This window comes from Streptococcus mitis (assembly GCF_000722695.1).
Taxonomy (GTDB): domain Bacteria; phylum Bacillota; class Bacilli; order Lactobacillales; family Streptococcaceae; genus Streptococcus; species Streptococcus mitis_O.
This window is the reverse complement of the sequence record NZ_JPFU01000015.1, coordinates 201502-213709: the sequence shown is the minus strand read 5'-3', so window position 1 is coordinate 213709 and position 12208 is coordinate 201502. Positions and strand designations below refer to the sequence as shown.

The following is a 12208-nucleotide window of genomic DNA, read 5'->3' as shown; positions in this document are numbered from 1 at the left end:
CGTATCTCCGAACTGCACTGATGAGCCATTCTTAAACTGAGTCTCACCAGATACAACTTTAGAGTTTGCCGATAAGCTATCATCAGCAAAAACAACAAGCGACGGGGAAATGCTAGACATACAGAAAATAGACATAACTAGCAAACACATGCATTTAAACATCTTAGACATAACGGAAACTCCTTTTTATTTTTGATTTTTTTCAACTTTTATTATACAATAAAACCAAATAAAAAGAAAGCGGTAACAATATGCTTAATGTGAAAATTTTTTATATATTTTTATTTTTGATCTTTGTCGAAACTACAGGATTGTTGTTGTTGAAAAACGGTCTTGAAAGAGGTTATTTAGATACAGGAGCTATCATCCTTGCAGTTTTTTCATTTGCTTTCGACAACCTATGTTCATTCGGTTATGTCTACTTTACAATAAAAAACCATAAAAAATAAATAGACGTATTTTCAAAAAAAGATTGCATATTTATCATAGTAAAACGGCGATTTAAATCGTCGTTTTTTTGAAGTACGACGGGCATGTCGTATATCTGAGGTGTAAGTCCTCCGTGGGCACCCGCTACCGGTGAACCCAATAGCGATTCCCAAGCCTGACTATCGTGAGGTAGCGGGGAGAGGAAGGGATAGCGAAATCGTGGCTCTACGAACAGGAACGTGATAGTAAGGCGTATATAGCGGATAAGGGGGCTTCAAACTCTAAAGTCCAAAAAGGTAGTCGTAACCTATATGCGTAAATCACGAGAGTAAACGAGGAAAGATGTACAACTTATCCCGTGAGGTCTCATGAGCGCTGAAAGCGTAGTAACAACGAATCATGAGAAGTCAGCCGAGCCCATAGTAGTGAGGAAACTTCTGTAATGGAAGTGGAGCGAAGGGGTGAACAACTAATTGAAGTAATCCTACTTCACTTGTGTCTGTAAAACGAACGGTCTGATAGAACTGGACTCTATCACGTATTGACTAGATGAAGGTTCACCAATATAAGATGTCCCTCAGGCACCAAAACAAGAAAGGAATACGCACATGTCAAAATTGCTAGATAAGATATTATCACGCGAAAATATGCTGGAAGCCTACAATCAAGTAAAATCCAATAAGGGCTCAGCTGGGATTGATGGAATTACTATCGAAGAGATGGATAATTATCTCAGACAAAACTGGCGCCTGACTAAGGAACGGATAAAACAAAGAAAATATAAGCCTCAACCAGTTCTCAGAGTTGAGATTCCCAAACCAAACGGAGGCATCCGTCAACTAGGAATTCCAACAGTTATGGATAGAATGATTCAACAGGCCATTATTCAAGTCCTTACCCCCATTTGTGAACCCCATTTCTCTGAAACGAGTTATGGGTTCCGACCAAATCGGTCATGTGAAAAAGCCATCATCAAGCTACTAGAGTATCTTAACGATGGATATGAGTGGATAGTGGATATAGACCTAGAGAAATTCTTCGATACAGTTCCTCAAGATAGATTGATGTCCTTAGTACATAACATTATCGAAGACGGAGATACGGAATCCTTGATTCGTAAGTATCTTCATTCAGGTGTTATCATTAACGGTCAGCGTCATAAAACGCTAATTGGCACACCACAGGGAGGAAATTTATCTCCTCTCTTATCCAATATCATGCTTAATGAATTGGATAAGGAATTAGAAAAGAGGGGACTTCGATTTGTGCGCTACGCAGATGATTGTGTGATTACGGTCGGAAGCGAGGCTGCCGCTAAGCGTGTGATGTATTCAGTCAGTCGTTTTATTGAGAAACGGCTAGGTTTGAAAGTAAACATAACCAAGACTAAGATTACTAGACCAAGAGAGTTGAAATATTTAGGTTTCGGGTTCTGGAAATCATCAGCTGGTTGGAAAAGTCGCCCCCATCAAGATAGTGTTCGGAGATTTAAGCTTAAATTGAAGAAACTAACACAGAGGAAATGGAGTATAGATTTAACAAGACGTATTGAACAACTGAATTTGTCCATTCGAGGATGGATAAACTATTTCTCATTGGGAAATATGAAAAGTATTGTCACCAGCATAGATGAGCGCTTGCGCACTCGCCTACGAGTGATTATCTGGAAGCAATGGAAGAAGAAATCTAGACGATTATGGGGATTGCTTAAGTTAGGAGTTCCTAAATGGATAGCAGATAAGGTATCTGGCTGGGGCGACCATTATCAATTAGTAGCTCAGAAGTCGGTACTTAAACGTGCTATATCAAAACCAGTCCTTAAAAAACGTGGACTGGTTTCGTGTTTGGATTATTACCTTGAACGACATGCGTTAAAAGTTAGTTGAACCGCCGTATGCCGAACGGCACGTACGGTGGTGTGAGAGGGGCTAGAGATTATCCCCTACTCGATTAACTCCCCTGAAATTTATTTTAATTATGCAAATTTCACGTATTTTTGATGCTGAGACGACGATCCTGGGAACTTTTCAGATAATTTTTTGACCTATCTATCATTAGAAAAGCTTAGAGCGCCAAAGGATTTGAGCGTTTTTCTGATTTTTAAGACTTTTTCCCAGTCTCTTTTTCGATTGAAGATGTAAGTATTCTACTAACTAACTTCTTAGTACTAGCCAACAACGATAATCATAATTCCTCCCAAAATTAGGAAGAATAAAGGCAATAATTTTTGTTTTTTCATGTGAAATACCTCACTTTTGTTTTCTTCTATTTTATGCTAAAATATTAAAAATCAAAAACTGTTCCCATATATGCTTGTTGGAGAGATATTATGAAAAAATTTGGAGAAATTTTTAAAAAGTTTCGAGAATCTAGAGGTTTTCGCTTGAAAGATGTCGAAAAAGCTGGTATATCAACATCACAGCTCTCACGTTTTGAAAAGGGAGAGACTGATTTAACCATTTCAAAATTTATGGCTATTTTGGATGAAATTAACATGCCTATTGATGAATTTATGTATGCTGTTCATGATTTTCATCGTGATGAACTGAACGAACTCTTATCAAAGGTTAGGCATTTTGTATCAAATCATGATGTTGATGGGTTGAAAAAACTACTTTATTCTCAGATAGAGTCAGATTCTAAACAAGAGAAATTTCATAAGCTTAACATTATTTTATTAAAAATTCGTTTACAAGATTTATCTGGAGAAGCTTATTATTCTGGTGACGATTTATCTTATCTAACTGACTATCTCTTTAGTGTTGAATATTGGGGATACTATGAATTATTGATTTTTTCAAATACTTTAGATGTCCTAAAACACGATGTCTTTATGGTTTTGGCTAGAGAGATGTCTAGACGTTCTGATTTCTACAAAGAAATTCCAAATAATAGACGATTGATTTCATCTATGCTATTGAACGGATATATCACATGTATTGAAAGAGGAAAATTTCTTGATGCTTTGTATTTTGAAAAACGACTAAACCAATGCTTTTTCACTGAAACTGAAATTTATGAGCGATTGGTATTCCAGTATGCCCAATATCTATATCGCTATAAAAAAGAGAAGGATTGCAAAGCAATTATTGAAATGAGGAAGTGTATTGGAGCAATGAAATTAGCGGGAAGTAACCATTTGGCAAAGAATTATGAAGGACATTTAGAAAAAATTTTAGCTAGTAAAAGGTAATACGCAGATATGGGAATGTTTTATTGTAAGTGATGAAAAAGAATATAATTACAGTATCCTATTTGAAAGGAGTTACAATTATGTCTAAAGAACTTGAAAAAGTCCTTGAGTCTAGTTCTATGGCAAAAGGCGACGGTTGGAAGTGATAAAGTAATTTATCTCATAGGATAAGCAGAGGTTACTTTTCCCTCTGCTTTTTTAGAAAGGTATTCAAGATGAGAAGAATTTCAGAAGATATTTTATTTAGACTAGAGAAGTTTGGTGGAATTTTAATAAATAAAACAAATTTTGATCGAGTTGAATTAGATGAGACGGAGGCTTTTTTTCTATATCTAGTTCAAACCCATGGTTTCGAAATTGCTGTTTCTTTTTTTAAGAAAGATATAGAAGCAGGAAAATTAAAGCGAGCATTATCATTAGATATCTATTCTGATAAAAATATTGAGGGAACATTGAAAGATCCTGCCGAAACTTTAAAAAATGCGAGGAAGCATGTAGCAAAATTAAAAAAGCATAATATACTGAGTTTTCCACTCGAATTAGTAATATATCCTAGTATGTACTGTGATTTAAAATGTGGTTTTTGTTTTTTAGCAAATCGAGAAGATAGAAATTCCAAACCTGCTAAAGATTGGGAGCGAATTTTGCGTCAGGCAAAAGATAATGGAGTGCTTAGTATTTCAATTTTAGGTGGAGAGCCGACTAGATATTTTGATATTGATAATTTATTGATAGCTTGTGAAAAACTAAAGTTGAAGACTACTATAACGACCAATGCCCAGTTAATAAAGAAAAGCACAGTAGATATTCTGACTAATTCTAACTATATTACACCAGTTTTATCTTTGCAGACTTTAAATCCTGAATTAAATTTTGAATTGATGGGGGTAAGACCTGATAGACAGATAAAATTAGCGAAATATTTTAAAGCTGTTGGGAAAAAATGTAGAATTAATGCAGTGTATACAAAGCAAAGCTATGAACAAATTATAGAATTAGTTGATTTTTGTATAGAGAATAAAATAGATAGGTTTTCAATAGCCAATTATTCTGAGGTAACAGGATATACTAAAATAAAGAAAAAATACGATTTAGCTGATTTGAGAAGACTGAATAAGTATGTTACAGATTATATAACTCAACGAGAAGCTAAGTTAAATTTTGCTACTGAGGGGTGTCATCTTTACACCGCCTATCCAGAATTAATAAATAATTCGATTGAATTCTCAGAGTTTGATGAAATGTATTATGGATGTCGTGCGAAGTATACTAAAATGGAAATAATGTCTAATGGAGATATCATGCCTTGTATTGCCTTTTTAGGAATTAATCGGACCAAGCAAAATGCTTTTGAAAAAAATTTGTTAGATATTTGGTATGATGACTTGTTGTATGGAGAAATTCGTTCTTTTAGAACGAAGAATTCTAAATGTTTATCTTGTGGCTTAGTAAAAATTTGCGAAGGCGGCTGTTATGTTAACTTGATTAAGGAGAAGAGTCCAGAATATTTTAGAGACTCAGTTTGCAAATTATGAGTAAACGGATTTTTAATTTATATGTGATGAATATATTTCTGTCTGGATTACCGTATTACTTTGTAACAATGTTACTTTTAAAGTATCTAGGTTTCTCTTTCACAGAAATAGCTAGTTTATCAGTTATTACTGAGTTATGTGGCGCAGTTTTTGATATTCCATTAAGCGTTATTTCAAGTAAGTTTGGTTACAAGAAAATTTTGGTTATATCAAATTTCCTATTAATTTTAGCGCTATCTTGTTTACTGTTTGGAAAATCAAATATAATATATATTTCAACAATATCTTTTGGATTGTCGGAATCATTATCTTCAGGAGTTCTTAATGCTTATAATTTTGAAATAATTGATGACGAGGTAGTATATAAATCATTTTTGAAATATCTCAATACAGTAAAATATGTTTTTATTGCTATTATTACAATTATATCTCCATATTTATTGAATAGGAATTATAGTTATCCGATTATTATTTCCATTGTATTTGTGGTTTTAAGTCAATTAAATTTAATAGGATTACCTGAAATCAGAAATACACTGAATAATAATCAAAAAATATTCAGCATCGATAATGTTAAAGATATTCCGTGGAACTTAATATTGTTAGGAGTAGCATTCTCAACTCTAATTATGATTAGCAACTCTTATGCAGGTATATTTTTAAATGAACAGGGACTCTCATTAGATATGTTGGGTATCGTACTATTTATGTTTAATATATCTATGGCTTTGGGGAGTTATCTAAAAATTAAGTTTGAAATAAGTTTAATGATACCAATACTAGCTATTTTTATGTTTTTTCAAACCAATTTATTCATCCAAATTATAACTTTTCTATTAATGCGTATTCTCAATTCCAGTTATAATAACCATTTTTATTCTAAATTTAATATGTCGATAGAGAAAAATAGAGCAGTATTGTGGTCGGCATATAATTTATTTATTTCAATAAGTTTTATGGTAGCAGATTTTCTGGCCGGTGCTTTTGCAGATAACTTTAGTATAAAAAGTAATTATTTAATATTTGGAATTCAGGCTCTTTTTTGCTTAGGATTTTATTTATTTTTAAACAGAGGGGAAAGATTTTAAAAAGTACATGTCTAATTCATTTGTCAAGTTGTTAGTCTCTCAATTGTTTGCAAATTTAGCAGATATTTTCTTTAGAGTAACCATCATTGCTAACATATACATTATTTCAAAATCAGTAATTGCCACATCACTAGTTCCTATTTTAATAGGAATATCCTCTTTTGTTGCAAGTCTTTTAGTTCCTTTAGTTACTAAAAGGTTAGCGCTAAATAGGGTTTTATCTTTATCTCAATTTGGAAAGACTATATTATTAACGATACTGGTAGGAATGTTTACCGTAATGCAATCAGTAGCGCCTTTGGTGATCTATCTATTTGTTGTTGTAATTTCCATATTAGATGGTTTTGCAGCACCCGTTTCCTATGCTATTGTGCCACGCTATGCGACCGATTTGGGCAAGGCTAACTCAGCCTTATCAATGAGTGGTGAAGCTGTTCAATTGGTGGGTTGAGGATTAGGTGGACTCTTGTTTGCAACAATTGGTCTCTTACCTACCACGTTTATCATTTTAATCTTGTATATCATTTCTAGCTTTCTGATGTTATTGCTTCCTAAGGCTGAAGTGGAGGTGTTAGATTCAGAAACTAATCTTGAAATTTTACTCAAAGGTTGGAAGTTAGTTGCTAGAGATCCTAGATTAAGACTTTTTGTGTCAGCAAATTTATTGGAAATTTTCTCAAATACGATTTGGGTTTCTTCTATCATACTTGTCTTTGTAACTGAGCTATTAAATGAAACGGAAAGTTACTGGGGATATTCTAATACAGCATACTCTATCGGGATTATAATTAGTGGCTTAATTGCTTTTAGGCTATCTGAAAAGTTTCTTGCTGCTAAATGGGAAAGTATTCTTTTTTCTCTTGTAGGTATGGTAATAGTGACACTGACTATTCTATATTTTCCAAACGCACAGATGTTTTTATTATTTTCAGCTTTAGTTGGTATGTTATCGCAACTAAAAGAAGTTCCTGAAAGTGTATTTCTTCAGGAAACAGTAGAGGAAAATAACTTGGTTAATGTCTATTCCGTTCTGGAAGTGATTTCAACACTATCATTTTCAGTATTTGTTTTGCTAATGAGCTATATTACTGAGAGTTTTGGTATTAGCATCAGTTTTTGGCTGTCGGCCATTTGTCTGATGATAGAAGCTATTTTAATTTATATCAGACGAGATTATTTTAAATGAGAGACTGGTTAAAAAGTCTTTAAAAATCAGAAAAGCGCATGGTATCAGGTGTTGAAAAAACTTGATATTATGCGTTTTATTATGGGGATAATTACTTCATTTTCTACTGAAATAGAGTTTTTACCTAGACTTCTCTACTTAAAATATACATAGAAAAACTGCATAATCTTTAAAATTAGCTTAAATGCAGTGAAAATGTACGGCAAACAATTGAAAAATTACCCTATAAAATGGTACAATGGTAGAAAAATAAGCTAGTAAGAATCACTCTTATTTTAGCGAAAAATTACAGAAATGAATGGTTTTTCTTGATGAAACAGAGAAAAGAATTGTACCTCTTTCTTGGTCGGACAGCCTTGTATTTTCTTATCTTTCTAGGGCTGCTTTACTTCTTTAGCTATCTTGGACAGGGTCAAGGAAGCTTTATCTATAATGAATTTTAACTTGAAGGAGAATCCCTATTGTGTCAAATAAACCAATAGCAGATATGATTGAAACCATTGAGCATTTTGCTCAGACCCAGCCTAGCTATCCTGTCTATAATGTTTTAGGGCAGGAACACACTTATGGCGATTTAAAGGCTGATTCGGATAGTTTGGCTGCAGCTATTGACCAACTAGACTTGCCAGAGAAGTCTCCTGTAGTCGTTTTTGGTGGCCAAGAATATGAAATGTTGGCAACTTTTGTAGCTTTGACTAAGTCAGGTCATGCTTACATTCCAATTGATAGCCATTCGGCCTTGGAACGAGTTTCAGCTATTTTAGAAGTAGCGGATCCAAGCTTGATTATTGCCATTTCAGACTTTCCATTGGAGCAGGTTTCTACACCGATAATGAATCTAGCTCAGGTTCAAGGAACCTTTGATAAAGGGACCAGCTATGAAATCACGCATTCAGTCAAGGGAGATGATAACTACTACATTATCTTTACTTCTGGTACGACTGGTAAGCCTAAGGGAGTGCAGATCTCCCATGATAATCTCCTCAGCTTTACCAACTGGATGATTACGGATAAGGAATTTGCGACACCAAGTCGTCCGCAAATGCTGGCTCAACCGCCTTATTCTTTTGATCTGTCTGTCATGTACTGGGCACCGACCTTGGCACTTGGTGGTACACTTTTCGCTCTTCCATCTGCCATTACACAGGACTTTAAACAACTTTTTGCGACCATCTTTTCATTGCCAATCGCTATCTGGACTTCAACACCATCCTTTGCGGATATGGCCATGTTGTCTGAAGACTTTAATAGTGAGAAAATGCCTGGAATCACGCATTTCTACTTTGATGGCGAAGAATTGACGGTCAAAACAGCTCAAAAATTGCGCGAGCGTTTCCCAAATACCCGAATTATCAATGCTTACGGTCCAACAGAAGCGACAGTGGCCCTATCAGCAGTTGCTGTGACAGACGAGATGTTAGCGACTCTCAAACGCCTACCAATCGGCTATACCAAGGCTGATTCTCCAACCTTTATCATTGATGAAGAAGGCAATAAACTGCCAAATGGTCAACAGGGAGAAATCATTGTTTCTGGGCCAGCTGTTTCAAAAGGTTATATGAACAATCCTGAAAAAACAGCGGAAGCCTTCTTTGAATTTGAAGGACTGCCAGCCTATCACACAGGCGATGTGGGATCTATGACAGATGAAGGTTTGCTTCTCTACGGCGGACGTATGGACTTCCAGATTAAGTTCAACGGTTACCGCATTGAGTTAGAAGATGTCTCTCAAAACCTCAACAAGTCTCGTTTTATTGAGTCGGCTGTTGCTGTTCCGCGCTATAACAAGGACCACAAGGTACAAAATCTACTGGCCTATGTCATCTTAAAAGACGGTGTCCGTGAGCAGTTTGAACGTGATATCGATATTACCAAGGCCATTAAGGAAGACTTGACAGATATTATGATGTCTTATATGATGCCGTCCAAATTGCTTTATCGAGACAGTTTGCCACTGACTCCAAATGGGAAAATTGACATTAAAGGATTGATTAACGAGGTGAACAAGAGATGATGGAGTTCTTTCAACAGCTTCCTCATTTAGAGCCATATGGCAATCCTCAGTATTTTGTCTATGTGATTGCTGCAACCTTACCCATCTTTATCGGTCTATTTTTTAAGAAACGCTTTGCCTGGTATGAAGTGCTGGTTAGTCTTTTCTTTATCGTCACCATGTTGGTGGGTGGGAAGACCAATCAATTAGCTGCTTTAGGTATTTATCTTTGTTGGGAAATATTGCTCGTACTCTTCTACAAGCATTATCGAAAAAGTAAGGATGGCAAGTGGGTTTTCTACCTAGTTAGTTTTCTGTCTCTCTTTCCAATTATCTTTGTCAAGGTGCAGCCTGCTATCAATGGAACGCAGTCTTTGCTTGGATTTTTGGGAATTTCTTACCTGACCTTTCGTTCGGTTGGGATTATTATCGAGCTGAGAGATGGAGTGATTAAGGATTTTACCCTCTGGGAATTCCTACGTTTCCTTCTCTTCATGCCGACTTTTTCAAGTGGTCCAATCGATCGCTTTAAGCGTTTTAATGAAAATTATCAGACCATTCCTGAGAGGGATGAGTTGATGGATATGCTGGATGAATCTGTTCGCTATATCATGTGGGGCTTTTTGTATAAGTTTATCCTAGCTCATGTTTTAGGAGAGACCTTACTACCTCCTCTGAAGAATCTAGCCCTGCAGTCAGGTGGCTTCTTTAACCTCTATGCCTTGGCAGTTATGTATACCTTTGGTCTGGAGCTTTTCTTTGACTTTGCAGGTTACTCTATGTTTGCCTTAGCCATTTCAAATTTGATGGGGATCCGTAGCCCTATCAACTTTAACAAACCTTTCTTATCAAGAGATTTAAAGGAATTTTGGAATCGTTGGCACATGAGTCTCTCTTTCTGGTTCCGTGACTTTGTCTTTATGAGAATGGTGATGGTATTGACCAGAAAGAAGGTCTTTAAGAATCGCAATGTAACCTCAAGTGTGGCCTACATTGTAAATATGCTGATTATGGGATTTTGGCATGGAGTGACCTGGTACTATATCGCCTATGGACTCTTTCATGGATTAGGATTGGTCATTAATGACGCTTGGATTCGCAAGAAAAAAACGCTCAATAAGGAACGGAAAAAAGCAGGGAAGGCTGCTCTACCTGAGAATCGCTGGATTCAGTTGCTTGGCATGGTTGTGACTTTCCATGTCGTCATGCTGTCATTCTTAATCTTTTCTGGATTTTTGAATGATTTATGGTTTAAAAAATAAAGGAAATAAAATATGGATATCAAATCAGAAGTTATCGAAATTATTGATGAGTTGTTTATGGAAGATGTTTCTGACATGATGGATGAAGATCTTTTTGATGCAGGTGTCTTGGATAGTATGGGGACGGTTGAATTAATTGTGGAGATTGAAAACCGTTTTGACATTCGTGTTCCTGTAACAGAGTTTGGTCGAGATGACTGGAATACAGCTAATAAAATCATAGCTGGTATTGTGGAGCTACAAAATGCTTAAACGCTTATGGATGATCTTCGGACCGGTCTTGACAGCTGGTTTGTTGGTTTACCTCTTGATTTTCTTCTTCCCTACTGGTAGTGCTCATGATATCATAAAGGAAAAGCGATCGGCAGCAGCAACTACAATTGATAGTTTTAAAGAAAGATTTCAAAAAGTTAGGGCTCTGTCAGATCCTGATTTAAGATTTGTTCCTTTTTTTGGATCGAGTGAGTGGTTACGTTTTGATAGTGCCCATCCTTCAGTATTGGCGGAAAAATATAATCGTTCCTATAGACCTTATTTGTTAGGTCAGAGAGGAGCTGCATCTCTTAATCAGTATTTTGGGATGCAACAGATGTTACCGCAATTGGAAAATAAGCAAGCTGTCTTTGTTATTTCACCTCAGTGGTTTAGTAAAAATGGATACGAACCAGCAGCTTTTCAACAGTATTTCAACGGAGATCAGTTAACTAGTTTTTTAGAAAATCAGTCGGGAGATCAAGCGAGTCAATATGCAGCAAGTCGCCTCCTTCAACAGTATCCTCATGTAGCTAATAAAGACATGGTTATGAAATTGGCTAAAGGAGAATCTCTTTCAGAAACAGATTATGATTTAGTTGCTTTAATGTCTCGTTTTAATGAGAGACAATCGATATTCTTTGGTCAATTTTCTTTCAGAGCTTATGTCAACTACGATAAGCATGTAGTTAAGTATTTGAAAACCTTACCAGACCAGTTTTCTTATCAAGCCATAGAAGATGTTGTTAAGGCAGATGCAGAAAAGAATACGTCTAATAATGACCTTGGAATGGAAAATTATTTCTATAATACGCAGATTAAGAAGGATTTTAAGAAATTAAAGGATTCTCAGAAAACTTATACCTATCTCAAGTCTCCAGAATATAATGATTTACAGTTGGTTTTAACCCAATTTTCCAAATCTAAGGTAAACCCGATTTTTATCATTCCGCCTGTTAATAAAAAGTGGATGGATTATGCTGGTTTACGAGAGGATATGTATCAACAAACAGTACAGAAGATTCGATATCAGTTAGAAAGCCAAGGCTTCACTAATATAGCAGATTTTTCTAAGGATGGTGGAGAACCATTCTTTATGAAGGATACCATTCACCTTGGTTGGTTAGGTTGGTTGGCTTTTGACAAGGCAGTTGATCCTTTCCTATCCAATCCCACACCAGCTCCTACCTATCATCTAAATGAGCGCTTTTTCACAAAAGACTGGGCGATTTATGATGGAGATGTCAAGGAATTTCAATAGACAATAATA

Annotated in this window: 10 protein-coding genes and 1 pseudogene; all 11 read left to right on the top strand. The window is 35.6% G+C overall.

Features of this window, described 5'->3' with window-relative positions; translation table 11 throughout:
• Nucleotides 1-1037: 1037 nt before the first annotated feature.
• A complete protein-coding gene (gene ltrA / locus SK629_RS10495) occupies nucleotides 1038-2315 on the top strand; it encodes a group II intron reverse transcriptase/maturase (protein ID WP_042900158.1) in 1278 nt (425 codons plus the stop codon).
• Nucleotides 2316-2758: 443 nt separating this feature from the next.
• A complete protein-coding gene (locus SK629_RS10490) occupies nucleotides 2759-3622 on the top strand; it encodes a helix-turn-helix domain-containing protein (RefSeq protein ID WP_042901823.1) in 864 nt (287 codons plus the stop codon).
• Between the two features lie 32 nt (nucleotides 3623-3654).
• Nucleotides 3655-3768: a KxxxW-cyclized peptide pheromone gene (locus SK629_RS12970; protein ID WP_194252049.1), complete on the top strand. Its 114-nt coding sequence runs from the start codon at nucleotides 3655-3657 to the stop codon at nucleotides 3766-3768.
• 69 nt (nucleotides 3769-3837) lie between these two features.
• The gene (kwcM, locus tag SK629_RS10485; RefSeq protein ID WP_042901822.1) at nucleotides 3838-5157 is read left to right on the top strand and encodes a KxxxW cyclic peptide radical SAM maturase; all 1320 of its coding nucleotides are present in this window, start codon (nucleotides 3838-3840) and stop codon (nucleotides 5155-5157) included.
• Complete coding sequence (locus tag SK629_RS10480) at nucleotides 5154-6245, top strand: MFS transporter (protein ID WP_042901833.1); 1092 nt, start codon at nucleotides 5154-5156, stop codon at nucleotides 6243-6245. Before kwcM ends, SK629_RS10480 begins: the two co-directional genes overlap by 4 nt.
• Nucleotides 6246-6252: 7 nt before the next feature.
• Nucleotides 6253-7431: pseudogene (locus SK629_RS12965) on the top strand (ryptide export MFS transporter).
• Between the two features lie 311 nt (nucleotides 7432-7742).
• The gene (locus SK629_RS10470; RefSeq protein ID WP_000813667.1) at nucleotides 7743-7874 is read left to right on the top strand and encodes a teichoic acid D-Ala incorporation-associated protein DltX; all 132 of its coding nucleotides are present in this window, start codon (nucleotides 7743-7745) and stop codon (nucleotides 7872-7874) included.
• Nucleotides 7875-7894: 20 nt separating this feature from the next.
• On the top strand, nucleotides 7895-9445 hold the full coding sequence (dltA, locus tag SK629_RS10465) for a D-alanine--poly(phosphoribitol) ligase subunit DltA (RefSeq protein ID WP_042901821.1): 1551 nt from the start codon (nucleotides 7895-7897) through the stop codon (nucleotides 9443-9445).
• Nucleotides 9442-10686 (top strand): D-alanyl-lipoteichoic acid biosynthesis protein DltB, encoded by a 1245-nt coding sequence (gene dltB / locus SK629_RS10460; protein ID WP_042901820.1) that lies wholly within the window; start codon nucleotides 9442-9444, stop codon nucleotides 10684-10686. Before dltA ends, dltB begins: the two co-directional genes overlap by 4 nt.
• A 12-nt stretch (nucleotides 10687-10698) precedes the next feature.
• Nucleotides 10699-10938, top strand: a complete 240-nt coding sequence (dltC, locus tag SK629_RS10455; protein WP_000351967.1) for a D-alanine--poly(phosphoribitol) ligase subunit DltC — start codon at nucleotides 10699-10701, stop codon at nucleotides 10936-10938.
• On the top strand, nucleotides 10931-12199 hold the full coding sequence (dltD, locus tag SK629_RS10450; RefSeq protein WP_042901819.1) for a D-alanyl-lipoteichoic acid biosynthesis protein DltD: 1269 nt from the start codon (nucleotides 10931-10933) through the stop codon (nucleotides 12197-12199). The genes dltC and dltD overlap by 8 nt, the downstream gene beginning before the upstream one ends.
• Nucleotides 12200-12208: the final 9 nt, after the last annotated feature.

What these genes read in the sequence shown, in the direction of transcription:
- ltrA (WP_042900158.1), top strand. Translation starts at nt 1,038, where the DNA reads ATGTCAAAATTGCTAGATAAGATATTATCACGCGAAAATATGCTGGAA.
- SK629_RS10490 (WP_042901823.1), top strand. Translation starts at nt 2,759, where the DNA reads ATGAAAAAATTTGGAGAAATTTTTAAAAAGTTTCGAGAATCTAGAGGT.
- SK629_RS12970 (WP_194252049.1), top strand. Translation starts at nt 3,655, where the DNA reads ATGAAAAAGAATATAATTACAGTATCCTATTTGAAAGGAGTTACAATT.
- kwcM (WP_042901822.1), top strand. Translation starts at nt 3,838, where the DNA reads ATGAGAAGAATTTCAGAAGATATTTTATTTAGACTAGAGAAGTTTGGT.
- SK629_RS10480 (WP_042901833.1), top strand. Translation starts at nt 5,154, where the DNA reads ATGAGTAAACGGATTTTTAATTTATATGTGATGAATATATTTCTGTCT.
- SK629_RS10470 (WP_000813667.1), top strand. Translation starts at nt 7,743, where the DNA reads ATGAAACAGAGAAAAGAATTGTACCTCTTTCTTGGTCGGACAGCCTTG.
- dltB (WP_042901820.1), top strand. Translation starts at nt 9,442, where the DNA reads ATGATGGAGTTCTTTCAACAGCTTCCTCATTTAGAGCCATATGGCAAT.
- dltC (WP_000351967.1), top strand. Translation starts at nt 10,699, where the DNA reads ATGGATATCAAATCAGAAGTTATCGAAATTATTGATGAGTTGTTTATG.
- dltD (WP_042901819.1), top strand. Translation starts at nt 10,931, where the DNA reads ATGCTTAAACGCTTATGGATGATCTTCGGACCGGTCTTGACAGCTGGT.